Annotated in this window: 30 protein-coding genes; 29 read left to right on the forward strand and 1 reads right to left on the reverse strand. The window is 40.8% G+C overall.

From position 1 onward, the window contains the following. Positions 1 to 16: 16 nt before the first annotated feature. From OQE68_RS22165 to OQE68_RS22260, 20 genes are all read left to right on the forward strand, one after another. Entirely contained in the window at positions 17 to 1,702 is a 1,686-nt protein-coding gene (locus OQE68_RS22165) for an ATP-binding SpoIIE family protein phosphatase (protein ID WP_180567545.1), read from the forward strand. Between the two features lie 92 nt (positions 1,703 to 1,794). Continuing rightward, positions 1,795 to 2,136, forward strand: coding sequence for an Hpt domain-containing protein (locus OQE68_RS22170; protein ID WP_180567544.1), 342 nt, complete (start codon positions 1,795 to 1,797; stop codon positions 2,134 to 2,136). A gap of 192 nt (positions 2,137 to 2,328) precedes the next feature. Continuing rightward, complete coding sequence (locus tag OQE68_RS30980) at positions 2,329 to 3,633, forward strand: flagellar hook-length control protein FliK (protein WP_180567543.1); 1,305 nt, start codon at positions 2,329 to 2,331, stop codon at positions 3,631 to 3,633. Positions 3,634 to 3,820: 187 nt separating this feature from the next. After that, entirely contained in the window at positions 3,821 to 4,435 is a 615-nt protein-coding gene (locus tag OQE68_RS22180) for a hypothetical protein (protein ID WP_180567542.1), read from the forward strand. 18 nt (positions 4,436 to 4,453) lie between these two features. Beyond that, positions 4,454 to 5,839 carry a sigma-54-dependent transcriptional regulator gene (locus tag OQE68_RS22185; protein ID WP_219339955.1) on the forward strand — a complete coding sequence of 462 codons (1,386 nt, stop codon included), beginning with the start codon at positions 4,454 to 4,456 and terminating at the stop codon, positions 5,837 to 5,839. Between the two features lie 13 nt (positions 5,840 to 5,852). Then, complete coding sequence (locus OQE68_RS22190; RefSeq protein WP_180567541.1) at positions 5,853 to 6,392, forward strand: Hsp20/alpha crystallin family protein; 540 nt, start codon at positions 5,853 to 5,855, stop codon at positions 6,390 to 6,392. A gap of 75 nt (positions 6,393 to 6,467) precedes the next feature. After that, positions 6,468 to 8,615, forward strand: a complete 2,148-nt coding sequence (locus OQE68_RS22195) for a CDC48 family AAA ATPase (RefSeq protein WP_180567540.1) — start codon at positions 6,468 to 6,470, stop codon at positions 8,613 to 8,615. Beyond that, positions 8,608 to 9,462, forward strand: coding sequence for a GvpL/GvpF family gas vesicle protein (locus OQE68_RS22200; RefSeq protein ID WP_180567539.1), 855 nt, complete (start codon positions 8,608 to 8,610; stop codon positions 9,460 to 9,462). The genes OQE68_RS22195 and OQE68_RS22200 overlap by 8 nt, the downstream gene beginning before the upstream one ends. Then, entirely contained in the window at positions 9,459 to 10,247 is a 789-nt protein-coding gene (locus OQE68_RS22205; protein WP_180567538.1) for a GvpL/GvpF family gas vesicle protein, read from the forward strand. Before OQE68_RS22200 ends, OQE68_RS22205 begins: the two co-directional genes overlap by 4 nt. Before the next feature lie 32 nt (positions 10,248 to 10,279). Beyond that, positions 10,280 to 11,752: a PAS domain-containing sensor histidine kinase gene (locus OQE68_RS22210; RefSeq protein WP_180567537.1), complete on the forward strand. Its 1,473-nt coding sequence runs from the start codon at positions 10,280 to 10,282 to the stop codon at positions 11,750 to 11,752. Positions 11,753 to 11,754: 2 nt separating this feature from the next. After that, a complete protein-coding gene (locus OQE68_RS22215) occupies positions 11,755 to 12,114 on the forward strand; it encodes a response regulator (protein ID WP_219339954.1) in 360 nt (119 codons plus the stop codon). 475 nt (positions 12,115 to 12,589) lie between these two features. Beyond that, positions 12,590 to 12,808, forward strand: a complete 219-nt coding sequence (gvpA, locus tag OQE68_RS22220; RefSeq protein WP_163833110.1) for a gas vesicle structural protein GvpA — start codon at positions 12,590 to 12,592, stop codon at positions 12,806 to 12,808. 303 nt (positions 12,809 to 13,111) lie between these two features. Next, positions 13,112 to 14,095 (forward strand): gas vesicle protein GvpN, encoded by a 984-nt coding sequence (gene gvpN, locus OQE68_RS22225; RefSeq protein ID WP_180567536.1) that lies wholly within the window; start codon positions 13,112 to 13,114, stop codon positions 14,093 to 14,095. Between the two features lie 14 nt (positions 14,096 to 14,109). Next, the gene (locus OQE68_RS22230) at positions 14,110 to 14,430 is read left to right on the forward strand and encodes a hypothetical protein (protein WP_180567535.1); all 321 of its coding nucleotides are present in this window, start codon (positions 14,110 to 14,112) and stop codon (positions 14,428 to 14,430) included. Positions 14,431 to 14,576: 146 nt separating this feature from the next. Further along, positions 14,577 to 14,795 carry a hypothetical protein gene (locus OQE68_RS22235; RefSeq protein WP_180567534.1) on the forward strand — a complete coding sequence of 73 codons (219 nt, stop codon included), beginning with the start codon at positions 14,577 to 14,579 and terminating at the stop codon, positions 14,793 to 14,795. A gap of 10 nt (positions 14,796 to 14,805) precedes the next feature. After that, positions 14,806 to 15,585 (forward strand): GvpL/GvpF family gas vesicle protein, encoded by a 780-nt coding sequence (locus tag OQE68_RS22240; protein WP_180567533.1) that lies wholly within the window; start codon positions 14,806 to 14,808, stop codon positions 15,583 to 15,585. Between the two features lie 89 nt (positions 15,586 to 15,674). Continuing rightward, on the forward strand, positions 15,675 to 15,998 hold the full coding sequence (locus OQE68_RS22245; RefSeq protein WP_180567532.1) for a gas vesicle protein GvpG: 324 nt from the start codon (positions 15,675 to 15,677) through the stop codon (positions 15,996 to 15,998). Between the two features lie 43 nt (positions 15,999 to 16,041). Continuing rightward, positions 16,042 to 16,284: a gas vesicle protein gene (locus OQE68_RS22250; protein WP_180567531.1), complete on the forward strand. Its 243-nt coding sequence runs from the start codon at positions 16,042 to 16,044 to the stop codon at positions 16,282 to 16,284. Beyond that, positions 16,281 to 16,655, forward strand: coding sequence for a gas vesicle protein K (locus OQE68_RS22255; protein WP_180567530.1), 375 nt, complete (start codon positions 16,281 to 16,283; stop codon positions 16,653 to 16,655). The genes OQE68_RS22250 and OQE68_RS22255 overlap by 4 nt, the downstream gene beginning before the upstream one ends. Positions 16,656 to 16,683: 28 nt before the next feature. Then, positions 16,684 to 17,031 (forward strand): gas vesicle protein, encoded by a 348-nt coding sequence (locus OQE68_RS22260; RefSeq protein ID WP_180567529.1) that lies wholly within the window; start codon positions 16,684 to 16,686, stop codon positions 17,029 to 17,031. Between the two features lie 44 nt (positions 17,032 to 17,075). Here OQE68_RS22260 and OQE68_RS22265 read toward each other — a convergent pair whose 3' ends face one another. After that, a complete protein-coding gene (locus OQE68_RS22265; RefSeq protein ID WP_180567528.1) occupies positions 17,076 to 17,960 on the reverse strand; it encodes a glycine betaine ABC transporter substrate-binding protein in 885 nt (294 codons plus the stop codon). Between the two features lie 246 nt (positions 17,961 to 18,206). Between OQE68_RS22265 and betI the strand changes: the two genes are divergently transcribed. From betI to flhB, 9 genes are all read left to right on the forward strand, one after another. Then, positions 18,207 to 18,800 carry a transcriptional regulator BetI gene (gene betI / locus OQE68_RS22270; protein WP_180567527.1) on the forward strand — a complete coding sequence of 198 codons (594 nt, stop codon included), beginning with the start codon at positions 18,207 to 18,209 and terminating at the stop codon, positions 18,798 to 18,800. A gap of 301 nt (positions 18,801 to 19,101) precedes the next feature. Then, positions 19,102 to 19,608: a flagellar basal body-associated FliL family protein gene (locus tag OQE68_RS22275; RefSeq protein WP_180567526.1), complete on the forward strand. Its 507-nt coding sequence runs from the start codon at positions 19,102 to 19,104 to the stop codon at positions 19,606 to 19,608. A 56-nt stretch (positions 19,609 to 19,664) separates the two neighbouring features. Continuing rightward, complete coding sequence (fliM, locus tag OQE68_RS22280; protein WP_180567525.1) at positions 19,665 to 20,630, forward strand: flagellar motor switch protein FliM; 966 nt, start codon at positions 19,665 to 19,667, stop codon at positions 20,628 to 20,630. Positions 20,631 to 20,663: 33 nt separating this feature from the next. Beyond that, complete coding sequence (gene fliN / locus OQE68_RS22285; RefSeq protein WP_180567524.1) at positions 20,664 to 21,176, forward strand: flagellar motor switch protein FliN; 513 nt, start codon at positions 20,664 to 20,666, stop codon at positions 21,174 to 21,176. Next, positions 21,136 to 21,585 carry a flagellar biosynthetic protein FliO gene (gene fliO / locus OQE68_RS22290; protein ID WP_180567523.1) on the forward strand — a complete coding sequence of 150 codons (450 nt, stop codon included), beginning with the start codon at positions 21,136 to 21,138 and terminating at the stop codon, positions 21,583 to 21,585. The genes fliN and fliO overlap by 41 nt, the downstream gene beginning before the upstream one ends. Further along, positions 21,582 to 22,355 (forward strand): flagellar type III secretion system pore protein FliP, encoded by a 774-nt coding sequence (gene fliP / locus OQE68_RS22295; protein WP_180567522.1) that lies wholly within the window; start codon positions 21,582 to 21,584, stop codon positions 22,353 to 22,355. Before fliO ends, fliP begins: the two co-directional genes overlap by 4 nt. Before the next feature lie 22 nt (positions 22,356 to 22,377). Continuing rightward, on the forward strand, positions 22,378 to 22,647 hold the full coding sequence (gene fliQ, locus OQE68_RS22300) for a flagellar biosynthesis protein FliQ (RefSeq protein ID WP_180567521.1): 270 nt from the start codon (positions 22,378 to 22,380) through the stop codon (positions 22,645 to 22,647). A 14-nt stretch (positions 22,648 to 22,661) separates the two neighbouring features. After that, complete coding sequence (gene fliR, locus OQE68_RS22305) at positions 22,662 to 23,438, forward strand: flagellar biosynthetic protein FliR (RefSeq protein WP_180567520.1); 777 nt, start codon at positions 22,662 to 22,664, stop codon at positions 23,436 to 23,438. 108 nt (positions 23,439 to 23,546) lie between these two features. Next, the gene (flhB, locus tag OQE68_RS22310) at positions 23,547 to 24,680 is read left to right on the forward strand and encodes a flagellar biosynthesis protein FlhB (protein WP_180567519.1); all 1,134 of its coding nucleotides are present in this window, start codon (positions 23,547 to 23,549) and stop codon (positions 24,678 to 24,680) included. The last annotated feature ends 117 nt before the right edge of the window (positions 24,681 to 24,797 follow it).

Below are 24,797 nucleotides of genomic sequence, written 5' to 3' on the forward strand. Positions count from 1 at the left end.
ATTTAAGCGTAAAACTATGGGCCTAACCATATTAATTGCAGATGACACAGAAACAGATCGGCTTATTTTAAGGACAATTGTTAATAAGCTGGGACATCGAGTCATCATTGCAACCGATGGTGCAGAAGCCATTGATTTATATCAGCAAGAGTGCCCTGAGCTGGTATTGCTTGATGTAATGATGCCTAATGTGGATGGGCTTGAAGCCGCACGACAAATTAAAGCATTGGCGGGGGAGGAACTGGTACCGATCATTTTTTTAACCTCACTAACCGATGCGGAGTCATTGGCTCGTTGTTTAGATGTGGGTGGGGATGACTTTTTATCTAAGCCTTATAATGCCACTATCCTGCGCGCTAAAATTAATGCATTTAATCGCATGCGGGTAATGCATAATACCCTTCAAGAACAGCGGGATAAAATTGTTGAGCACAATCAATATTTATTACATGAACAAACAGTAGCCAAGGAAATTTTTGACAAAGTTGCTCATTCAGGTTGTTTAAATGCACCTAATTTACGTGCTGTGCAATCGCCTTTTGCAATTTTTAACGGTGATATTGTTGTTGCTGCTCGCAAGCCATCTGGTGGAATGATGGTATTGTTAGGCGATTTTGCTGGGCATGGGTTACCCGCGGCCATTGGTGCAATGCCATTAGCAGAAATATTTTATGGCATGATTAATAAAGGTTTTTCCATGCCAGAGGTGTTGGCTGAAATTAATAATAAACTGAAAAAAGTACTACCAGTTTCCAGTTTTTGTTGTGCTGTTATGGTGGATTTAGATTTTACCAGCAAGCTGGTTAAATTATGGATTGGTGGTCTGCCCGATTGTTACTTATACCGCAACTGTACGGGAGAATTTGAAGCGTTGACTTCTCAGCACTTGCCGTTAGGTATTCTTGGTGCTCAAAAATTTAATGCAGAATATCAACTGATTGAAATGGCGAATGATGATCGCTTATTACTGATGAGTGATGGGGTGATTGAAGCACAAGATGAAGCTAAGCAATTTTTTGGGGTAGAACGGCTACAACAAGTGTTTAAGCAAAATAATCAGATTGACAGCCTATTTGAAGAGATTCGCAAATCAGTATTTAGTTTTATTGGTGAACCTACCGATGATTTGACCATGGTTGAAGTAATGATGGTGCCACCGGAAACCTTTGCAGATGAGGATGAAGTCTTTGAGGTATCTGCGGCAAGGGGGGCACAAAACTGGGCAGTCAATTTTGAATTTCGGCCAGAAACCCTCCGCAACTATAACCCGATTCCGTTAGTGCTACATTGTTTGATGGAAATTCCTGGTTTGGGGTTACATAACAGTAAGCTTTATACCATTTTATCTGAGCTTTACTCCAATGCGCTGGAGCATGGCGTATTACAAATGAGCTCGTCATTGAAACATTCCAGCCAAGGATTTACTGAGTATTATGCTGAGCGAGAGAGCCGATTACGGCGGTTGGCTCAGGGTTACATTCGGTTTGCATTAAATCATGTCCCTACTGAGCAAGGAGGCTTTGTTCAGATCAGGGTGGAAGACAGTGGGCCTGGTTTTGACTATCAACAATTACAAAATATGAAAGGTGATCAGCTATTTCATGGCAGAGGTATTAGCTTGTTGCGTTCATTTTGCCAACAAGTGACTTATCTTGGAAAGGGGAATTGTGTTGAAGTGGTATTTTCATGGACAAATGATTAAAGGGACAACTAAAGCCTTTTGTTGTCTCTGGAAAGTGTGTGGCAAAAGGCTATGGGTGAAGTGTTTTGGTGGCAGCCTCTGAGGAGAGGGGGATGATTGAATCACATGTAGACCTAGATGCCATTTTGGAATTGAAAGCCGTAATGGAAGATGAGTTTGCAATGTTAGTTGAAACTTTTATGCGTGACAGTAGTATGCGCATCGAAGGAATGGCCAGTGCTATTGCGGAAAGTGATGCATATCGGTTAAGAGAATTGGCACATAGCATGAAAGGCAGCTGTTTTAACATGGGTATCATGCCGTTAGGTAATATGTGTTTAACCCTTGAGGAAAAGGGTAAAAAGGGAGATATCCGTGGTACTGAAACAGTGTTGGCTGACATTGAACAAGAATACAAACTAGTGGAAGGTTTTTTAAAAAGCACAATTAATTGATATATCCTCTTTAATCTGCTTGGCATAACCATTGCTGTTTCTTAGATAACAACAAAAAGCGGCAATAGTCGTTTGTAAGGGTGTTGGTGGTTAGTCAGTAAAAAATAATCAGTAGTAGCGGTTGTTAGCGAGTTAAGTCGTTAATAAGTAGTTAATAAATAAGTAGTTGGTAAATAGTTAGAGAGTTAAGCAGTGAATACCTTCTTGTTAAATATAGGGGCTTCTGAGCTGAAGCCTGCCACAAGCCAGCAAGAAAAAGCACCGGCTGTTGAGCCTCGTCCAGAGATTGAGCCTGCTGATAAAAAACCTTTTCAGCAAACACTTGATAAGCAGCGGCAACCAGTTGCCGCCACTAAAACCACTACCCAAACGACTGACACTGACAAGCAGACTAAAACTAAAGTAGAAGCCCACGCACCACAAGCATCACAAGAAGTAGAGCCAGAGCACCAGGTTGCTGTTGAAGCAACTGAAGCGTTAGAAGCGTTAATTGCGCCATCAATGCTAGATGAAGCGCTATTACTGACAACTGAGCAACGTAATCAACAGGAAAGTGATCAAGCTGAAATGGACATCAGTACGCTAATGGAAAGCACCCAGCCCAGCACTAAACCTCTTAAAACAGCAGTAGGTGATGAGCAGGAAAGTGATCAATACAATGATCCCAATATGCTACTGGCGGAGTTGAACCCATTCGCAGCGTTAATGAAGCAAGAAGAGGCCGGGGCGCTGCAGTTTCATTGGCAGAATTTGGCCAAAGCTGAGCGAGGCTCTTCTCATCAAGCCATGCCGCATCAGTTGTTAGGAGAAACCCTCGCTGATGTTAAAACCCAGTTACTAGACGGTGGAGAAAACAGTACAGGACTCATGTCTTTACTAAACCCAAGCAAACTCAATAATCAACTAGGATTAATGAGCTTACAGGCGGGTGTCGAGCAGCGTATAGACTTTCCACTTCTCAATGCGGCTACCCATGAAACAGCGCAAAGCCATTTATCACAATTTCCCGCTTTGCAGCTGACAGGCTCAAGTATCAATGCTAATTCGGCTCAGCTTGCTCAACCGTCAGTGGTTGCTTCGCAACTGCCTTTACCGATGCCTCACCCTAATTGGGGACAACAGTTTTCTGATCGAGTGGTTTGGCTAGTTCAGCAAGGGGTTAAAACGGCCCATATTCAATTAGATCCTCCTGACTTGGGAATGGTTGAGGTACGCGTACAGGTGACCCAAGACCAGGCAAATGTACAGTTTACCAGTCACCATGCCAGTGTTCGGGAAAGTATCGAAGCGCAATTGGTTCGGTTAAGGGAAATGTTTGCGCAACAAGGTATTGACTTGGTCAATGTGGATGTTTCTAGCCAGCAATTTGCAGAGTCGAATCGCCAATCAGGATTCCAGGCTGATGCAACTGAAGAGATGGACGAAGAGCAAGATACAACGACCGCTGAGGCTAATGTCGGTGAGCAAGGGGTTGGGTTGGTTGACTACTTTGTTTAATCGACTAAGCAGCCTTTTCTTAATAATTCTAATTCCCACCTAAATGGCTGTCCCGTACTACACTAGGTGTGTTTCTTTATAAAAATCAGTGTTTCACTGTATTAGGCTGTTGAAAAAAAGAGCAAAAAATATCACCAATGCGTGGTATACAATAGCAGTCTACTAGGAAGGGATACCAATTATTGACATGAACAGTGGGCGTGAAACCAACACAGTTAATCGGGTCGTTATTCAAATTCCTATCATTCATACCCAAGTTGATTTGGGGAGTTTAGCTGCGTCAGTTAGTCAAACACAAATTCATCAACAGGGGCAACAAGCCTGGGCACAACAGCAAGCCTTAATTACCCAGGCTTGGAATGAAATAAAGCAATTTGTGCATAGTTTACAACTGAACTTTGCCAAGGTGAAGCTGTATCAAGATGGCTTGCCCATATGTGGTAAAGAGCAGCAAATTGTCCGTGATCTAGCTGAGCAGGGTAGTATTAATCATCAATTGTTGCTGGATTTAATGGCAAAAGGTGCCACGTTAATGGGGACTGAATCGTCGGAATTATTACGAGAGGAATATCAGTTCACAAAAGTGGCTATTACTCAAAAACATCAGCAACACACACTAGAAAAAGCGAAACAGTTATTGCTGCAACGGGACCAGTTTATTGCAGAACGGATTAACTCAACGTTAGCCGAACAGGAAACGGCAATCATTTTTCTAGGTATGTTACATAGCCTCTCTAGCTTACTCGCCAATGATATTCAGCTAATTAACCCAATAGCCGATGCGCAAAATAATAATCAATAAAGAGTGAGGAGAAGTACTGTGGCAGCGGCTGAACCTGGCAATATATTAATTGTTGATGATGACCCTGATATGTGTCAGATGTTGTGTTATTTGATGAAAACCCATGAGCATAAAGCAACGGCCGTCTATAACGGTTTCACTGCGCTGGAAAAAATTAACTCGGACTGGCCCGATGTAATGCTGGTAGATGTACAAATGCCTGAAATGACAGGCATTGAGCTATTAAAACGGGCATTACAACAACGACCAGAGTTGCCGGTGATTATGATTACCGGGCACGCGGGTATTGCTGATGCAGTGGCAGTGATGCGGGCAGGTGCCGTGGACTATATTTCAAAACCATTTAACCATGAACATGTTATTCGGGTGATTCGCTGTGCTTTGGAGCAAGGCAAGCAAACAGTAGTTAAAACTGGCTCTGCAATGGAAGTAGAGACACAGCTTCATCAATTAATGGGACCCAGCCAGGCGATTGAACATTTAGCAGCTGATGTTAGACGAGTGGCGCAAACCAATTTTACCGTGGTGTTACAAGGTGAAACGGGCACGGGAAAGAGTTTATTAGCAAGAACTATTCATGAGGCCAGTCCACGAGCCAAAAATCCTTTTGTTGCGTTAGATTGTGGCGCTATTCCAGAAAGTCTATTGGAAAGTGAACTATTTGGTTATGAAAAAGGGGCATTTACTGGCGCTACCCGTCGTAAAGCTGGACAGTTTGAGTTAGCTCAAGGAGGTACTTTATTTTTAGATGAAGTGGCAAATTTGTCATTATCATCACAAATGAAATTATTATGTGTCTTGCAAGATAAAGTTATTTTTCCTGTGGGTGGTACCAGCGCTATTCCTGTGGATGTAAGATTATTAGCTGCTTCTAACCAAGATTTACGTGCCATTATAGGGAATGGTGCATTTAGAGAAGATCTTTATTATCGGCTGAATGAGTTTGCTATTAATCTACCAGCTTTGAGAGAACGTTCAGACGATATTTTATTTTTGGCGGAAAGTTTTCGTAAAGCATCTAATCAAGAGTTGAAAAAAACAGTTACAGGGTTTTCTAAAGGTGCTTGCTGTCAACTTCAAGCCTATGATTGGCCTGGCAATGTCCGGCAATTGCGGACTGTTGTGCGGCGAGCCGTATTGTTAGCAGAAGAGATGATTACTGAGCAACATATCCAGCTGGATTCACAAAACGATAATGATATATCGCAGGTCATTGATAAAACATTGTCCTATCAGGGTCTTTCCTTGAAAGACATTGTAAAAAAGCATACGGCATGTGTTGAAAGGCAAGTATTAACTGAGGTGTTAGCGTTTACCAATGGTAATAAAGCAGAAGCGGCACGTTTACTTCAGGTGGACTACAAAACAATTCATACTAAGCTAAAAAGATATGGAATAGCATAATTAGGGATTAGTTATGGCAAAGGATAATGAGCGTGGTGGCGCTGGTATGCATTTTGGCGGCATTCTGGAAGGCTTAAATGGGTTGGTGGATAAACTGACAGATCTGGCGGAAGCCGGTGAAACATTGAAACGTACTGGTGAAATGGAGTTTGAGATCAAGGAAGGCCAAGAGGCAAAAGGTGTTTTTGGCTTTTCAGTAAAAATGGGACTCGGAGAGCAAGGTGACTCGGAAGTACAGGTTGAGCCTTTTGGTAATGTCTATCGTAATAAAAAAACAGGTAAAACCGAAATAAAAGACGTGCGTGAACCTTTAGTTGATATTTTTGAAGAAGAAGATCATGTCTTGTTGGTAGGGGAGATGCCCGGTATCAACCAGCATGATTTAATACTGGAATTGAAAGATGATATTTTAATCTTGGCTGCTGAACGGGGTGATAAAAAATACCGTAAAGAAATGTTATTACCTGAAAAATTTAGTGACGACAGCATGAGCGTCAGAGTTAAAAACGGGGTGGTTGAAATTAAGTTAGAGCGAGTCAGTACCCCAACGTAAGAGGGATATCTCGACAACTTCTAAGGGCTTTAGGGATAACCTTTAAGGATCACAGTAAAGGAAAGTGTTGAGCATATGGAAGAGCAGTCAGATAAGGAAAAAACCGCTAATAAAGCTTTAACGTTAAAAGTGGCAGAAGCGTTAAGCAAAGATGTCGGGCGCTCGTTTGCGCGGATGGGACCTGAAGATATCAAGCAGTTAGGCATGGATGTTGGCGATATTGTTGAAATTGTCGGTAAGCGTCGTACCGTTGCCAAGCTTATGCCTGCTTATAAAGAGATGCGGGGTAAAGGTCAGGTTCAGTTAGATGGCATTACCCGACAAAATGCGGGTGTTAAATTAGATGAGCAATTAACCATTCAACCGGTTAGGGCGCGTCATGCAGAGCGCTTGGTGATTGCGCCAATCACTTTTACGCCTAAACAACGTGACTTGGATTATATCTGCAATCTAGTGGATGGATTACCGGTTATGGAAGGCGACCGGATTCATGTTCCTTTATTTGGGCGAGGCTCTGCTGATTTTCGGGTGCAAAGCACTGTGCCACGAGGTGCTGTGCTGATAAACCCTACCACGGAATTAAGTGTTGGTAAGTCTCAGGAAAATGAACCCACAATTACAGCCTCTTATGAAGATGTTGGTGGTTTAAAAAATCAATTACATCGTATTCGTGAGATGATTGAATTACCTTTGCGTTACCCAGAAGTGTTTGAGCGCTTGGGTATCGATGCTCCTAAAGGTGTGTTACTCCATGGACCACCGGGTTGCGGTAAAACCTTAATAGCACGGATTATTGCTCAGGAAACAGAAGCTAATTTCTTTTCTGTCAGTGGCCCGGAAATCGTCCATAAGTTTTATGGCGAGAGTGAAGCGGCTTTACGCAAAGTATTTGAGCAAGCCAGTAAAAAAGGACCCAGTATCGTTTTTCTCGATGAAATTGATGCCATTGCTCCACGCCGTGATCAGGTGACAGGTGAAGTAGAAAAGCGCGTAGTTGCCCAGCTATTAGCGCTGATGGATGGACTTAATAAGCGCAATAATGTCATTGTAATTGCAGCGACTAACTTGCCTAATGCTCTTGATCCGGCTTTAAGGCGGCCAGGACGCTTTGATCGGGAAATTGCGATTCCAATTCCTGATCGTCATGGTCGATTGGCTATTTTAGAAATACATAGCCGTGGTATGCCATTAGCCGATGATGTCGATATTACACAGTTGGCAGATAGCAGTCATGGTTTTGTCGGTGCTGATTTAGAAGCCTTATGTCGTGAAGCAGCCATGATTGCTTTGCGTCGTATTTTGCCCGATATTAATTTTACTTTAGAGGAAATACCCTCGGAGCAACTGTTAAATCTCCAGGTACAAATGGATGACTTTTTAGCCGCCATGTGTGAAGTAGAACCTTCCGCTATCCGTGAAGTGTTTGTTGAAGTACCTGATGTACATTGGGATGATGTAGGGGGCATGGAAAAGGTTAAAAAACACCTTAAAGAAGCGGTTGAGTGGCCACTGAAATATCCAGAACTATTTCAGCAGGCTGGAGTGAATCCGCCTAAAGGACTACTTTTAGGTGGGCCACCTGGCGTGGGAAAAACGCTGGTGGCTCAAGCGGTGGCAAATGAAAGTGGAGTGAACTTCATTAGTGTGAAAGGCCCAGCGTTAATGTCCAAATACGTGGGTGAATCAGAGCGTGCAGTGCGAGAGGTTTTTCATAAAGCCCGGCAAGCAGCACCTTGTATTATATTTTTTGATGAAATTGATAGTTTGGTACCCGCGCGAAGTGCTGCAGGAACGGACTCTCATGTGTCAGAGCGGGTGTTGAGTCAGTTTTTAGCGGAAATGGATGGCATTGATGAGCTAAAAGGGGTTTTTGTTCTAGGGGCCACCAACCGTACCGATTTAATTGACCCTGCCATGTTAAGGCCTGGGCGATTTGATCAAGTGGTAGAAATTGGGTTACCGACTGCTTGGGATCGTGAGCAGATTTTTACTATTCATCTACAAAGCAAGCCTGTGGTATCCAGTGTATCAGCAGCTAGCTTAGCTGATCAGGCGGTAGACTTTAGTGGCGCAGACATTGCGGGGGTGTGTAATCAAGCGGCGATTGCTGCTATCCGACGTGCTATCGCCTCGATGGATGATTCAGGTGAGATACAAGTTTCTATTAGCGAAGCTGATTTTGCCGCTGCTATGGAAGAAGCCTGGAAGCATGGGCATGGCTGAAGAAGCTGCGGATTTAACATTATTAACTGATGAAGCTATTTATTTATATGGTTTTATCCTGCCTCACGCATTACCTGTGCCAATTAAAGTATTGGGGATTAGCGAGGCCCCAGTTATTATTTATTATCAGCAGCAACTCGCGGCGGTTATCAGCAAGGTGTCAATTGATGTATTTACTGGATCAGCAGCTGAGCAGCGATTACAAGATCCAGAGTGGTTGACTCAACAGGCTTATCAGCATGAACAAGTAGTGGAGCAAGTGTGGCAGCATGTGCCTATTTACCCCGTGCGCTTTGCTACCTTGTTTTCGTCTACCCGTCAGCTAGCTGAGCAAATGGCTTGCCAGCAACACAGCATTAAACAATGTTTAACTAAGTTTGCCCTATGTAATGAATGGGCTGTGAAAGGGTTTCTTGATAGGCAACAAGCACAGACAGCACTGTGGGAAATCACTTGTCAGCAACAGCAGTCAACACTTTCTCATTCGGCAGGTATACGGCACTTGCAGGAGCAGCGTTTACGTAGGGAGCTTGGCAAACAAGTTAATCAATGGTTAAACGGCACTTGTCAGACATTTACTAGTGAATTATCGGCACTGGCTAGAGAGTGGTGCCAACGAAAAGTGATGACAAAACAAGCGGAATTACCTGATGGTAGTCAAGTAGAAACGATATTGAATCTGGCGTTTTTAGTTGATACTTTGCAGCAAGACAACTTTTTGCAAAAAATAGCAGAGAATAATAGCCGTTGGCAGGAATATGGCCTGCAATTCAGCTGTACTCGCTGGCCACCCTATAGTTTTTGTCGAACCACGTTTACTTCTGAGTCACTCAACGTGGCCTCATGAAATGTTTGTTATATTGCTTATTTCAAACGCCACAAGTGACTGATTTATGCACAGGTTTGCCCGTTGGAGTGCAAGGGAAAAAAGTACTTGTTGCTAGTTATCATGATCTTTTTGCTGCCTATAGTTTTTATTCCGATGACCTGCATCAACAAGCACATTTTGCTAACAGTGAAAATAGTCAGAAAAAGGCAGCTATTCGTGATGTATTAGTCTTTAGTCAGATAATTGAAAGGCTATATAATCAATATACACTCATTCCTATTCGCTTTGGTTGTTGCCTGGATAATAAACAACAGTTAATTAGCTACTTAAGCAATTACTATCAACAATACACAAAGTTGTTAACCTCTCTAGACAATCTCGCAGAGTTTAGTATAAAAGCGCTTTTGCCCTCACAACTAACCAATAAAATAAAATCAGCGTTGCTTGATCAAGGAGTATTGCAAGAGGAAGTATTATCGGGTGTTAACAAGCAAGTCGCTGGAGCAGCATATCTACAATCCAGACGGTCATATTATAATGAGACAACTAATAATGCTGAATTGAACACATTCATTGAAAGTATTAATGATGCATTTCAGGGACTTTATCATCAATGTCAGTGGGAAGTGAAAACACAAACAGGTCAGCAGGTTCTTTCAATTTATTATCTGGTTGCTAAAAAAGTGATAAAACCATTTGATATTGCATTTCAACAGTTACTATCAAAATCAAGTGATTGTCAAAAATTGTTACTGAGTGGGCCATGGCCTCCTTATAATTTCGTCACACAGCCCATGAGTTAATTTAAAAAGAATAAAATAGGGAGTTCGGTGGCATGTTGACAGATATACAGTGTTTGACTTTACCAGATAAAATGCAGCTTTACAGTATTCTATTGGATGCCATTCCTTCGTCTATTTTAGTTTTGGATGAGAGTTTGCGGATCGTCTCTGTTAATAGAAATTTTTTAGAAAAAAGTCAGCGGCTGATGAGAGATACTATTAGTCGACGATTAGAAGAAGTATTTCCAGCCGTTATTTTAGAGCATACCAGTATAAAGAAACAGGTGTATGACTGTTTTGAAAAAAAACGGGTGGTGCGTGGGCATCGAATGACTTATCGTGCCCCAGGTATACCTATTCGTACTTATTATTACAGTATTTTACCGATTGGTGAGGATGAAAGTGTGCGACTTGTTGTTCTGTTGATGGAAGATGTCACAGAGCAAGTACGTTTAAGTGAAGAAGTACGACGAATGGAGCGGCATTTAGCCAGTGTCGTTGAAAGTGCCCAAGATATTGTATTATCTACGGATTTATCTGGGCGAATTCTTACCTGGAATTCAGCTGCAGAAAAGTTATCAGGATTTAAGTTCAATGAAGTCAAAGGCCATTGCTGGTCAGAATTTTGTAGCCAAGTGGCAAACATCAAGGGGTTTCTTGGGCAGATTTGTTCGGGTAGCGATGTCCACACTGCTGAATGGGAACTTATTACCAAAGAGAACCAGATGATTCCCGTATCATGGGTGGTATCACCGATGATGGATGATTATCGAAAAGTGGTTGGTTTTGTTGCAGTGGGACGGGACTTAACTGAGCAACGTAAATTAGAGTATCAATTAAGACAATCACAAAAAATTGCCGCTTTAGGTGTAATGGCTGGAGGGATTGCCCATGAAATTCGCAATCCATTAGCGATATGCTCGTCAGCTGCCCAATTTCTTCAGGAAGAGTCTCTTCCTACACCATTTGCCAGAGAGTGTGCAGATAAAATACAAGTGAGTATCGAAAAAATTTCTTCTATCATAGAAAATTTATTGCGGTTTTCTCGACCTACAACGGCATCAGAGATGGTGTCGGTTGACTTGATTAAAGTTGTTCAAGAAGCATTAACATTAATTGCCAGTCATGCGAAGGTTCAAAATATCTGTGTGAATAGCCAGTTTCCAAAACAGCGGGTGTTAGTCAATGGCGTGGCTAGCTTACTACAGCAGGTTTTTTTAAATTTATGTTTAAATGCAGTAAATGCTATGCCTAATGGGGGGGCTTTAACCGTTAGTTTTTTTCTTTATTCTGATTGTGTTGAAGTACAAGTTGAAGATACTGGCGTTGGGATAAATCCAAAGGACTTTGATAAAATATTTGATCCATTTCATACTACATCACCGATAGGAAAAGGTACTGGATTAGGACTTACCATTTGTTATTCAATTATTAAACAACACTTTGGCCACATTCTGGTGGAAAGTTATCTAAATCGAGGCAGTAAGTTTACGATTAAACTGCCTTTGCAACAAAAGGACAGTTAATATTGCTAAAAAAAGCAGATTATCTTGTCGTGGATGATGAGCCTGATATCTGTTGGGTGATGAAGCGAATTTTAAGTTCGGCAGGTGGCAGTGTAGTGACTTTACAAACAGGCGGGGAAGTATTATCTCTTATTAAAAGCCACGCTTTTGGTAGAGTCTTTATGGATGCCAAGTTGCCTGATATAGAAGGCTTGGAACTAGCTCGGCAAGTCCATAAGTTGGTACCCTCGCTGCAAGTTGTGTTGGTTTCTGGTTATTACTATAAAGATGATCCAACCATTCAGCAAGCATTGTCAGCAGGCTTAATTTATGATTTCATCGCAAAGCCTTTTACCCATAATGATATTTTAAAAATGCTTTAATGAAGTTTGATAAATAACCAGCTTTTCTAAAAACCTTCAAGCAATCTAAAATTTATTTGCAATGAGTATACCCATCACAAATCATTTTTAGGTGTAAAAATAAAGTGGTATATACTCACAGCGAAGGATTATTTAGGCAAGGCCACCGAGAGATGAAGTCCCAGGAGTTTAGATAAACTAAATGACTGGAGTGAAGTGCGATGGTAACAAAGCCTAAAAATTATTCGCGAAGAGTATATATGGAATAGAAACCCTATTATGGTTTTTATTCCATAGCTACTATTGGATAGAATGCTTAACTACTACTAAGTTAGCGAGATGCTTGATTAAAATGATTGAAAATTCAGTGAGCTAAAATATTTATAGTGAAAATGAAGTATGGCATTGCCTATGCTAAAGTATCTTCATAGAAGTGGTGATAGCCATTTCTGTAGACAAAAAAATAAATTTTTAATATTAAAATAGGGAGATTTACATGGCTACTATTCAAAAATCAACTGATTCTTCTGGGCTAGCTGAAGTAGTCGATCGTATTTTGGATAAAGGTATTGTAGTTGACGCGTGGGTTAAAGTTTCATTAGTTGGTATTGAGTTATTATCTGTTGAAGCGCGGGTTGTTGTTTCTTCAGTTGAAACTTATCTGAAATATGCCGAAGCTATTGGTTTAACTGCCAGTGCTGCTGCACCAGCTTGAGTATAGTGTTCACTGGGGGCTAAATAGCCCTCAGTATACTCGTTACGAATGATTTTTAAACCTTTAAAGTACAAAAGTGCTGTTGGAATTCATCGTTTGGCGGTTCTGCCTAAATAAATTTACGCTGTAAATATTACTTTGTCTTTATACCTAAAAATGAATCATGATGGGTATATAACTAAAAATAATAATTTATTGATAACTGCTGTTGTTGAAGCTTAATAATTTTATAAAGCAGCATTAATCTAATGTTGAAATATATTGCTGTGTATTAAATTAATTTTCCTTGGGAGTGGATATAGAATGACCAATAATCAAGCAGGTGTTAGTGGGGTTGCAGTGGCTAAATTACCAGCTAATGAAGATAAAATTATTCCAACAGCCAGCGATAAGTTTGTTCTTACCCCTTATGTTGAAGAAATTGTTCAACGAGCACAGGGTTATTTGAAAGCGGGTTATCCAGTTCACTTTGCAGGCCCAGCCGGTACAGGAAAAACAACCTTAGCATTCCACGTGGCTGCTTCACTTAGAAGACCAGTGACACTGATACATGGTAATGATGAATTTGGCAGTTCTGATTTAATTGGTAAAGATGCTGGTTACAGTAAAAAACAAGTTGTTGACAATTTTATTCATTCAGTGATCAAACGAGAAGAAGAAATGATGCAGTTATGGGTGGATAATCGTTTGACATCTGCTTGTCGTAATGGTGATACCTTAATTTATGATGAATTTAATCGTTCTCGTCCGGAAGCAAACAATGTATTACTTAGTGTCTTGTCTGAGGGGGTATTGAATTTACCTGGGCTTCGTCATAGAGGGGAAGGCTATCTTGATGTTAACCCTGATTTTCACGCTATTTTTACTTCTAACCCAGAAGAGTATGCAGGAACCCATAAAGCACAAGATGCATTGTTGGATAGAATGATCACCATTAGACTTGAGCATCCTGACTTAGAAACAGAAATAGAAATTGTGTCGAAACGCTCAGGTATTGAATGGAGTGAAGCTCAGCGTATAGTAAGAGTCATGCGTACGTTACGAAAGGTGAAAAAAAATCAATTTAAAACCACAATTCGTTCTGGTATTGCCATTGGCAAAGTGCTAGCTCAGTCTGGTGGGCAGGCTCGGTGGGACAATATTAATTTTCGTCGTACTTGTTATGACCTTTTTAATGTTGTAACAACAAGCACATCACCTAATAATATAAAACAAAGAGAACAACTCATCAGTGAAGTAATAAGAAAGATATGCACGGTGAAAATTATTGAGCTGGATAAAAAATAGTCAGGAGAGCTGTTATGGGAAGCCCAACCAAACCAAGACCAGGAATGACTGATATCAAAACAATGAGTGGTAAAACTGACCAGCGACATCTGTCTTATCGCTCTTACTTTAAGCTAGGCGCTCTGGAAATACAAAGGATGAGAAAACTCAAGGAGCGTGAGGCAACTATGTTACGAATTGATAATATTGACAAGAGCCTTAGCCGCATTGACCATGAGTTAATTGAGTTACGCAATCAGTTGAATAACGCTACAGGTATATTGGAAAAAAAATCAGAACAGAATAATATTCAGCCGGAGTTGGCCGTCAATAATGGTTTAAGAATTGACTATTGAAGGAAGTGGTAATTTCTCGGTCAATGCCTATACTTCGAAAAGCAATAAAAAAAACTTATAATAGCAAATTAACTATTTGGCATTGGCAGGTTAGGGGAGTTTAATAAAATTCTTACCTTAACCCAGTCGGCAAGGAGCAGCCTATCATGAAAATTAATTGCACTTCCTGTGGCCATAGCATTGATTTAGGTATTAATTATGATGACTATCAAGGTCCGATAAAATGTTGGGTGTGTTCTGCCATGCTTGAAGTAAAAGCAGAATCTGGACAGGTTAAATCAGTGATTCCCTGGTCAAGGGTATCAGAACCCAAACAATATGAAGAACCACTATCACCGTCTTCCACTAAGCGTTTAATTCAATAGGAAGGTAGCTATGAAAAAGCGTAATCTGCGTAATGTTAAATACATTTACGCTTTAAAAGCAGCTACTGATAAGCAGCAATTGTCGTTAACAGGAATTAATAAATCAACTGTATATATTGTTAACTATGGTAAAGTTGCTGCAGTAGCCAGTGATATATTATCACCAAAAGTGAGACCTGAGCGGAGAAATTTAGCTGCCCACCGAGAAGTACTTAAATATTTTACTGAGCTGGAAACAGTGCTACCAATGCGCTTTGGGGTTATAACCAGCAGTACTCAGTTAATTCAGCGGTTGTTAGAGAACAATGAAGAGTTGATTATGAGCGCGCTTGGTGAGTTAGGTGGTAAAGTCGAAATGGGGCTTCGGGTAAAATGGAAAGTAGGTAATATTTATGAATATTTTGTTAATCATTATCCGCAGTTAAGGGAAGCAAGAGATAAATTATTGTCTAAACAACAAAACAGTAATACAAAGTTTAAAAATAGAGATGAAAAAATAGCGGTTGGCAGTTTGTATGAAAAACTGCTGAATCAAGAACGTGATGCTCACCAACAAATCATAGAGGCTATGCTGCAGCCATGTTGCCGTAAAATAAAAATATTGCAACCTAGTAATGAGTTTGAAATCTTGAACTTTGCCTGTTTAGTTGATCGTGCAAATATTGATGAATTGGAGCAACACATTAATGATACAGCAACACAACTGAATAATGATTGCCATATCGATTTTTCTGGGCCTTGGGCTCCACATAATTTTGTTGACCTGGACTTAAAAGTGTTGGCAAGTTAATTTGGAGTGAAGTGAGGTTTGAGAAGAGTGTATATTCCAAATGCCTTGGACCTTTCATATTAGATGAAACAGTCGAGGAGGAAATAACAATGTTTTTAATTGATGACCTTCTCTTAGCACCATATAAAGGTGTTAAATGGATTTTCAAAGAAATTTACCGGTTGACCCAAGAAGAACTAGAAAGTGAATCAGAACAAATAACTCAGGCATTAACTGAACTGTATAGAAAATTAGAATCAGGCGAAATAGCTGAAGAACAGTTTGATGAAGAAGAACAGGTGTTACTTGATCGACTGGATGAAATTGAAGCACTTCTACATCCAGATGAAGAGGAAGACAGTGAGCTTGATGATGAGTTTGATAGGAATACAGCAATAACCGAAGAACAAACTTTAGTTAAGGATGAAAAATAGTGAATGAATATGTAATTGTATTCATCTCTTAAGCAAAATAATAATGACTATTGATAACTTATTAGAGCAGGAAGAAGGTCAAACACCGCTATTAATAGAAGACGCAGAGCGTCTTACTCTATGTGAGACCCTTGACCGAGTGCTTAATAAAGGCGCTGTAGTTGTTGGAGAAGTCACGCTTTCAGTTGCAAATATTGATCTTATTCATGTTAGTTTGCAATTGGTGCTTAGCTCAATTGAAACTGCAATGAAACATCAAATTGGTAGGGGTAGTACAAACGAATGAGCCAGCAGACTAAAGTGTCGTCTGATTATTTAGTGGACTTTGCTGATATAGTGACTACCGATTTATCTGACCAAAAAGATCTGCTCAGTCAGCCTCAGTCCACAGTTACACAGCGAGTTAATGTTGATACCGATCAAGTTAAGAATGGTTTGGGGCAATTAGTATTAACCCTGGTTAAACTACTTCATGAGTTACTTGAAAGACAAGCAATTCGTCGTATGGATGCTGGTTCTTTAACTGACGAGGAAGTAGAGCAGCTAGGTATTGCTTTGATGCAGCAAGCAGCAGAAATTGACAGGTTATGTGAAGCATTCGGTTTGGTTGAAGAAGATTTAAACCTGGATTTAGGGCCGCTTGGTCAATTACTGTAAGTATGAAACTGTTGAAAGGAGTCAATAAATGGCATTGCAAAATCAGCAAGGCCTTCGTCATGCAACTGAAACCACGTCAGTTGCCGACTTATTGGAACGAATTCTTGATAAAGGTATTGTTATTTCTGGGGATATTAAAATAAAACTGGTTGATATAGAGCTACTGAGTTTAGAAATTCGTTTAGTGATTTGTTCTGTTGATAAAGCCGTGGAGCTGGGTTTAGACTGGTGGAAAGGTAATTCAGCTTATCAAATTACGGATAATCATGGAGTGGCAGCTGAAGTCACTAATCAATCATTAGGTTTGCAACAACAATTGAAGCAGATAGATGATCGGCTTGCACGGCTTGAAAATAATACGATTGGCTCTGATTAACTATCCCCTTTGTGATGGGTATATATTGCTTGACTTTAGCCGTATTAGTTTTTGGGCAACCACTTAGCCACTTTCTCTTTATTAGCACTTAACCAGCGCTCGGCACTTTTTTCTGGGGTCATGCCACTATTTATCCATACCATGACTTGCGCAATATCAGCTGGAGTCCACTCAAAAGCATTTAAAATGGCAGCTGCTAGTGGCTTATCTGTTTGTAGACCTTTTCGAGCAATAGTATGAATGAACTCTTGTTTGCCATAAATACCTTTGGGGTCTGCCAAGTACTTCAGGTCAAACTTGGCAAATTTCCAGTGTGGTGTCCAGCCAGTGACAACAACTGGTTTGCTGTTATTAATGGCTTCGGTAAGTGCTTTTGTCATTGTTGTACCACTGCCTTCAATTAATTGAAAGTTCAGTTGGTACTCTTTTATTGCTAGACGAGTTTTTTTCATTAATCCTGCCCCTGGATCAATTCCAATAATTTTACCTTCTAACTCTGATACCATCGAATTAAGTTCAGTTATGGAGTTAATCGGTAAATTGGAGGGAACGACTAACCCAATTCGAGTGCCGGTTAGATTTGGACCAAAGTCGTTAATGCCGGGCCGGTTTTGTTCAAGGTAATGGGCATGGGTGCTAGGTAGCCACGCAGCTACCATGGCATCTGCAGAACCGTTTCCCACATTTTTCCACATTTCATCGGCAGTGACTGGCTTGATCGATACGTTGTAACCAACAGAAGTTAATAAAGCCTTCATTACATGAGTACTAGCAATTTCACTGGCCCATTCAACATAAACCAGACTAATCGGACCTTTGGGCTCTAAGGAAGCAGGTTTTTCTTCAGGTGCTTTATCGCATGCGGTAAGCAATAACAATAAACTGACAGTGAAAAGTAGGCGTAATCGAGAAATGAAAATAAGCCACATGGTTTTAGCCCGATCTTTTAGCCCGGTATCGGGCTTGAATAAACTATAGCACTTGATTGTGCCGTTGACTTTTTAAAATGTAATTAACATGACAGGCTGGTTTCATGTATTATGTTAGTCTTAAATTGAATAGAGTAGCTGAGCCTTTAAAAAAACAATTAACAGTAATTAACAAGTCATTGACAAAAAGCTACTTGAATAGCTTAGTAAGAAGATGTTTTCGCGGGATGAATAGGAACTAACTGTATGCCAAAGCTTGGAATGGGGCCGATACGGCGCAAACAATTAATTGAGGCAGTATTAAATTGCATTGATGAGTGGGGGCTTTCTGAAACCACTACCCAGCGCATCAGTAAACAGGCTCAGGTATCCGCAGGTATTATTAATCATTACTTTTCTGGTAAAGATGGCTTATTGGAAGCAGCCATGCGGCAAATTCTTAAGGATTTGCAATTGGGTGTAAAAGCTAGGCTATCAACCATTCCACAAGAAGACTTTAAGGCACGGGTTCATGCGATAATTGATGGGAATTTTGATCATACCCAAATGACATCAGCTGCTCGCAAAGCCTGGTTGGCTTTTTGGGCAGAAGCTATGCATAAGCCTGAGCTGCGCCGATTACAAAATGTAAATGCTAAACGTCTAGTCAGTAATCTAACCTTTGAACTAAATAAAGCATTTCCCCGTTCACAAGCACAACATATGGCTGAAGTTATTGCCGCGGCTATTGATGGTGTTTGGCTGCGTGAAGCATTAAATATTACGCCTTCTGACGTGATCACTTCCCGAAAAAAAGTCGAAGATGTATTTCATCTATTTCTCGCTCGATACGAGCATTAAACTCATCTGATTTATCTTGTCTGATTAAACGGTTGGTTAAAACCAGCCGTTGTTAAGGGCATCTTTAATCATTGTTTGCTGCATTTTTTTGTTTAATTGCCAATTGACTGGTATAGCCTAGCTTTTTATCTCTATAATTTTTTAAGCAGATCCAATAAACGTTGTCAAAATAAGGGAGTTAGTTTTCTAAACTTATATCGACAGGAAATCTTAATCGATTTAGTGGTATGTTTTTTGTATGGATGACAGTAATAGTTAACGATCAAGTGCAAGAAATGTTGAATTATTGACGGGTAAGGGAATGGCTGACAATACAGAGCAAGGACAGGAAGACGAAAAAGAAGAAGCTGGTGGTAACAAAAAGTTAATACTATTTATTGTTATTGCTGTGTTGCTGATAGGGGTTTCAATAGGTGTAACTCTCTTTTTGATGATGGGGGGAGAAGAGGAAGGTGGAACAACTGAACAACCGACAGAGCCAGTTAAGCAGCCTGCGGCTTATCAGTCTTTAGATCCACCCTTTGTCATTGATTTTAATGTGTCAGGAAGACAGCGATTTTTGCAGGTGAATTTAACTGTAATGGGACGTGATTTGGAAGCCTTGGAAGGTTTGAAAAAGCATATGCCGTTAATTCGCAATAATTTAGTGCTATTAATCGGTGGTTTTGAATACCATTCTTTGCAAACAGAAGAGGGTAAAGAAAAGCTACGCGAGTCATTAACCAAGTCAATTCAAGCGGTGTTGGAAAAGGAAATTGGTAAGCCCGGGATTGAGCAAGTGTTATTTACCAATTTTGTCATGCAATAAAGTGCTTAAACAGCAATTGCAGTTTAAATCAGTGATCATGCGGTGAGTGGTGTACTATGCAAGACTTACTGTCACAAGACGAGATTGATGCCCTCTTAGGTGGTGTTGATGACGGCGCTGTTGAAACTGAGGGTGATGAGAGTCCGGATGGGGTGGCATCCTATGACCTGACCAGTCAGGATAGGATTGTCCGTGGCAGAATGCCCACTCTGGAAATGATTAATGAACGGTTTGCCCGTTATACCCGTATTAGCATGTTTAATATGCTAAGGCGTACGGCAGATGTTGCTGTTGGTGGTGTGCAAGTCATGAAGTTTGGCGAATACGTTCATACCCTGTATGTGCCTACCAGCTTAAATTTGGTCAAAATAAAACCTTTGCGTGGCACGGCATTGTTTATTCTCGATGCCAAGCTGGTTTATAAGTTGGTGGATAACTTTTTTGGTGGTGAGGGATTGCATGCCAAAATTGAGGGCCGTGAATTTACACCAACTGAAAACCGAGTAGTTCAGATGGTGCTTAACCAGGTTTTTGTGGATTTAAAAGAAGCCTGGAACCCGGTTATGAAGGTGCTATTTGAATATATCAACTCAGAGGTTAACCCTGCTTTAGCCAATATTGTCAGCCCCAGTGAGGTGGTGGTGGTTAGTACCTTCCATATCGAGCTGGAAGGCGGCGGGGGAGATATGCATATCACTATCCCTTATTCGATGATTGAGCCTATTCGAGAAGTGCTTGATGCCGGCGTGCAAAGTGATGTGGATGATCGGGATGAACGTTGGGTTCGCTCACTTAGGCGGGAAGTGCTGGATATTAATGTGGAGATGAGTGCCACCATCATGAAGCAAGAACTCAATTTGAGAGACATTTTAAATTTAGAAGAAGGGGATGTAATTCCGGCTGAAATGCCTCCTTATATTGTGCTAACAGCGAATCAAATCCCTATTTTTAAAACACGCTTAGGGATATTCAAAGAAAATCTAGCCTTTCAGATTATTTCATCAATTTCCAGACCTAAATAACCACAGGTAGGTAAGGAGGCACCGCAGAGTACTATGGCAGATTCCGAAGAGCCGAATGAAACCACTAATGGTGACGCTAGTCCTGAGGACTTGGCTGATGAGCTGAGCACTAATCAGGATGATGCAGAACTGGCCGCAGAGTGGGCTGCAGCCCTGGAAGAGTCTGACGATGGTGATCAGGGCGATATTGATGAGTTAATGAGCCAGGCTGATGGTGGTGATGATTCTCAGCCAATGGTGATGGATGAGTTTGCTGGGGTTGAAAGTTTTGGGGAAGGTGACGAAGGACCCAGTTTAGATGTTATCTTAGATATTCCGGTTGTGATCACAATGGAAGTGGGCGGCACAGAAATTACTATACGTAATCTGTTGCAGTTAAACCAGGGGTCTGTAATTGAATTGGATCGCCTAGCGGGGGAGCCGTTAGATGTCAAAGTGAATGGCACCTTGATTGCGCATGGCGAAGTGGTTGTGGTCAATGAAAAATTTGGTATTCGGTTAACTGATGTTATTAGTCCAACAGAACGTATTAAAAAGCTTCGGTAAATTTGCAGTTATTTCTTTAGGTAGTTTTTTTTGCCAATGGGGATGGGCCGCAGAAAAAACTAAACCAGATGATGGTTTGGGTATTTCAGCACTTGCTCAAGTAGCATTATCGTTACTGTTGGTGATTGCGGCTATTGCCGGCTTAGCTTGGTTAGTGAAAAAAATGCAGCATTTTCAGCCTATGTCCCAGTCATCAATGCAAGTGGTGGCAAGCTTGGCATTAGGGCCTCGTGATCGGGTGTTGTTGGTTCAGGTGGGTGAGCAGCAAGTATTACTCGGTGCTTCACCAGGTCGAATTAATATGCTGCATGTGTTTTCTGAGCCCGTTATTGATGCTAATTCAACTCCGGCAGCAGGAACGGATTTTTCCAATACACTAGCAAAACTATTAAAGCAAAAATCATCATGAAGCAGTGGTTACCTGATAAGTGCAATCCTTGGCTATGGCTTGTAGGGGCAGGTTTATTTATTTGCCAGCCTGCAACAGCTGTTGATTTGGGGATTCCTGCGCTTAAGGTAACCACGTTGCCGGATGGTCAACAGGAATATACGGTGACTATCCAAATTTTAGCCATCATGACCGCATTAACGCTGTTGCCGGCGATTGTGATGATGATGACTTCTTTTACTCGTATTATTGTGGTGCTAGCCATTTTACGCCAGGCTCTGGGATTACAACAGACGCCTTCAAACCAGATAATGGTTGGGCTAGCGTTATTTTTGACGTTTTTTATTATGACGCCAGTTTTACAGGAAGCAAATAAAGCCGGTTTACAACCCTATTTGAATGAGCAATTGACGTCTGCAGATGCATTGCATAAAGCCAGTGAGCCTTTTCATGCGTTTATGTTGGCACAAACGCGTGAGTCAGATTTAGATTTATTTATTCGAATTGCTGATGAGAAGAGCTTTAATACGCCTCAGGATGTGCCGTTTTCTATCCTAGTGCCAGCATTTGTAACGAGTGAATTAAAAACAGCTTTTCAAATTGGCTTTTTATTGTTTATTCCTTTTTTAATGATCGATTTGGTCGTGGCCAGTGTTTTGATGGCAATGGGGATGATGATGCTGTCGCCATTGATTGTTTCATTACCCTTTAAAATTATGTTGTTTGTAATGGTCGATGGTTGGGCAATGATTATGGGTACATTAGCAGCCAGTTTTGGTGCGAGCATTTAGGTCTGTAAAAAGAATCGCTATTATGGATCCATCATCTGTAAATGATATCTTTCGCGAAGCACTTTTTATCATTGTTCAAATGGTAGCAGTGATTATTACTCCCAGCTTAATCGTGGGGTTGGTAGTGAGTGTGTTTCAAGCAGCTACTCAAATAAATGAACAAACCCTAAGCTTTTTACCTCGGTTATTAGTGACTTTATTAGCGGTCTTGTTTACGGGGCCTTGGTTATTAAGAAAACTGCAGGATTTCTTTGAAAATCTTTTATTTGAAATTCCCAATTTAATCGGCTGATTATTAGGTTTAGTTTGATTCATTATCAACTAGAAGACATCCAGTTATTACTAGCACAAATACTTTGGCCATTATTTCGAGTAGCAGGTATTTTAATGGTGATGCCCATTTTCGGTACCCAGCTGGTTCCCATGCGGGTTCGTGCATTTTTTGCTATCTTGGTGACGTTATTAATTGCGCCGATTATTCCACCTGGACCAACAGTTGACCTGATTTCAATCCCAAGCATGGTCATCATTGCCCAGCAGGTATTAATTGGCTTATTGATGGGGTTTGCGTTACAACTATTTTTTCATTTGTTTGCGGTTGCAGGGCAAATGATTTCGATGCAAATGGGATTGGGTTTTGCTTCTCTTAACGACCCTGCTAATGGTGTGAATGTAGCCGCTGTGGGGCAGTTTTTCTTAATCCTATGTTCATTATTATTTTTGGCAATGAACGGACATCATGTGGTGTTTGAAGTATTAGTAGAAAGTTTTCGTACAATTCCTATTGGCCAGTTTGTTCCATTTCACCACTTCATTGAATTAGTGATGTGGTTTAGCTGGATTTTTGCTAGTGCGTTGCTTATTGCACTACCTGTAGTGATTGCAATGTTAATTGTCAATATTGCCTTTGGGGTGATGACCAAAGCGGCTCCTCAACTGAATGTGTTTGCATTAGGTTTTCCTATCTCAATGATTTTTGGTTTGTTTGTAACCTGGGTAGGGGTGAGTAGCGGTTTATTGGCACAATACAGCCGTTTTACTGAAGCGGCATTGTTTATGCTTAGAAGCCTAATACAGCCATAATTTTGGCTAACTACTTTTATTTTGAGGGCCTGTTTCTAACACAGTTTTTGCAAGCTGTAGTATTTGCAGTTACCGTCATTTTGCGACAGCCCCGAAAGGTATGAGGGTATGGCTGAAGATAAAGACAACAGTCAGGAAAAAACGGAGCAGCCGACCCAGAAGCGTTTACAGGATGCTCGTAAAGAAGGGCAGGTTGCTCGCTCTAAAGAGTTGTCAACCATGGCGTTGTTGATGCTGGGAGTATCCAGCCTGTTTCTCTCAGGTCATTTTTTGGCAACTAAACTGGCTGGTATTATGCGGTTAAACTTTGCCTTTGAAAGAGAAATCGCTTTTGACACTGCACGGATGTTTCAGTATTTAGGCGAATCCATTTCAGCTGCGACCTTTGCCTTATTACCCTTATTTATCACATTATTATTAGTAGGGTTAGCTTCTCCTATTTTAGTGGGGGGGTGGATATTTAGCGGTAAATCATTACTACCTAAATTAAACAGAATTGATCCGTTGAGTGGGCTTAAACGGATGTTTTCTTTGAAGTCACTGGTAGAGCTAATTAAAGCGATTGCCAAAGTATTAGTGGTGACAGCATTTGTATTATTAGTATTGTTTGTTAGGCAAGATGATTTATTAGCGTTAGGTAAAGAAAACATCATGCAGGCCATTGTGCATGGTAGTTGGATTTTAGGTTGGGCCAGTTTAGCCATTTGCTCTAGTTTGATTTTGATTGCACTGATTGATGTGCCATTTCAGGTTTGGGAGCATCAGCGAAAATTGAAAATGACGAAGCAGGAGATAAAAGACGAGTTTAAAGATACAGAAGGCAAACCAGAAGTTAAAAGCCGTATTCGACAGTTGCAACGTGATTTAGCTCAACAAAGAATGATGGCTGAAGTACCAAAAGCAGATGTGGTTATTACTAACCCGACTCATTTCTCTGTTGCCCTTAAATATGATCCAGAGCAAGCTGATGCACCTTACCTCATTGCCAAAGGTGCTGATGAAGTGGCTCTCAAAATCAGAGAAATTGCTAAAGAACATGAAGTCGTCATGTTAGAGGCTCCACCTTTATCTCGCGCCATTTATTACAACACTAAAATTAATCAGCAAATACCTACAGCATTGTATATGGCTGTTGCACAGGTCTTAGCTTATGTCTATCAGTTAAAACAATATCGTAATGGCCAAGGTCAAAAACCAGGACCCGTTCCTAAAGTAACGGTGCCTGACGAGCTTCAAAAATAAAAAGCATTTACTGTGACTCTACGTTTATAAAAATCATCGACAAAAAATGTGTAATAAGTGTGAAATAATGAGTGCGCTTGTCAAATAAATTTACATTTTATTGTTTTGTTTAATTGG

This window comes from Spartinivicinus marinus, from assembly GCF_026309355.1.
Lineage (GTDB): Bacteria > Pseudomonadota > Gammaproteobacteria > Pseudomonadales > Zooshikellaceae > Spartinivicinus > Spartinivicinus marinus.

Bases quoted from the DNA above. Each gene is read 5' to 3' on its own strand.
- OQE68_RS22165 (WP_180567545.1), top strand. From the start codon at position 17: ATGGGCCTAACCATATTAATTGCAGATGACACAGAAACAGATCGGCTT.
- OQE68_RS22170 (WP_180567544.1), top strand. From the start codon at position 1,795: ATGATTGAATCACATGTAGACCTAGATGCCATTTTGGAATTGAAAGCC.
- OQE68_RS22180 (WP_180567542.1), top strand. From the start codon at position 3,821: ATGAACAGTGGGCGTGAAACCAACACAGTTAATCGGGTCGTTATTCAA.
- OQE68_RS22190 (WP_180567541.1), top strand. From the start codon at position 5,853: ATGGCAAAGGATAATGAGCGTGGTGGCGCTGGTATGCATTTTGGCGGC.
- OQE68_RS22195 (WP_180567540.1), top strand. From the start codon at position 6,468: ATGGAAGAGCAGTCAGATAAGGAAAAAACCGCTAATAAAGCTTTAACG.
- OQE68_RS22200 (WP_180567539.1), top strand. From the start codon at position 8,608: ATGGCTGAAGAAGCTGCGGATTTAACATTATTAACTGATGAAGCTATT.
- OQE68_RS22205 (WP_180567538.1), top strand. From the start codon at position 9,459: ATGAAATGTTTGTTATATTGCTTATTTCAAACGCCACAAGTGACTGAT.
- OQE68_RS22210 (WP_180567537.1), top strand. From the start codon at position 10,280: ATGTTGACAGATATACAGTGTTTGACTTTACCAGATAAAATGCAGCTT.
- gvpA (WP_163833110.1), top strand. From the start codon at position 12,590: ATGGCTACTATTCAAAAATCAACTGATTCTTCTGGGCTAGCTGAAGTA.
- gvpN (WP_180567536.1), top strand. From the start codon at position 13,112: ATGACCAATAATCAAGCAGGTGTTAGTGGGGTTGCAGTGGCTAAATTA.
- OQE68_RS22230 (WP_180567535.1), top strand. From the start codon at position 14,110: ATGGGAAGCCCAACCAAACCAAGACCAGGAATGACTGATATCAAAACA.
- OQE68_RS22235 (WP_180567534.1), top strand. From the start codon at position 14,577: ATGAAAATTAATTGCACTTCCTGTGGCCATAGCATTGATTTAGGTATT.
- OQE68_RS22240 (WP_180567533.1), top strand. From the start codon at position 14,806: ATGAAAAAGCGTAATCTGCGTAATGTTAAATACATTTACGCTTTAAAA.
- OQE68_RS22245 (WP_180567532.1), top strand. From the start codon at position 15,675: ATGTTTTTAATTGATGACCTTCTCTTAGCACCATATAAAGGTGTTAAA.
- OQE68_RS22250 (WP_180567531.1), top strand. From the start codon at position 16,042: ATGACTATTGATAACTTATTAGAGCAGGAAGAAGGTCAAACACCGCTA.
- OQE68_RS22255 (WP_180567530.1), top strand. From the start codon at position 16,281: ATGAGCCAGCAGACTAAAGTGTCGTCTGATTATTTAGTGGACTTTGCT.
- OQE68_RS22260 (WP_180567529.1), top strand. From the start codon at position 16,684: ATGGCATTGCAAAATCAGCAAGGCCTTCGTCATGCAACTGAAACCACG.
- OQE68_RS22265 (WP_180567528.1), bottom strand. From the start codon at position 17,960: ATGTGGCTTATTTTCATTTCTCGATTACGCCTACTTTTCACTGTCAGT.
- betI (WP_180567527.1), top strand. From the start codon at position 18,207: ATGCCAAAGCTTGGAATGGGGCCGATACGGCGCAAACAATTAATTGAG.
- OQE68_RS22275 (WP_180567526.1), top strand. From the start codon at position 19,102: ATGGCTGACAATACAGAGCAAGGACAGGAAGACGAAAAAGAAGAAGCT.
- fliM (WP_180567525.1), top strand. From the start codon at position 19,665: ATGCAAGACTTACTGTCACAAGACGAGATTGATGCCCTCTTAGGTGGT.
- fliN (WP_180567524.1), top strand. From the start codon at position 20,664: ATGGCAGATTCCGAAGAGCCGAATGAAACCACTAATGGTGACGCTAGT.
- fliO (WP_180567523.1), top strand. From the start codon at position 21,136: ATGTTATTAGTCCAACAGAACGTATTAAAAAGCTTCGGTAAATTTGCA.
- fliP (WP_180567522.1), top strand. From the start codon at position 21,582: ATGAAGCAGTGGTTACCTGATAAGTGCAATCCTTGGCTATGGCTTGTA.
- fliQ (WP_180567521.1), top strand. From the start codon at position 22,378: ATGGATCCATCATCTGTAAATGATATCTTTCGCGAAGCACTTTTTATC.
- flhB (WP_180567519.1), top strand. From the start codon at position 23,547: ATGGCTGAAGATAAAGACAACAGTCAGGAAAAAACGGAGCAGCCGACC.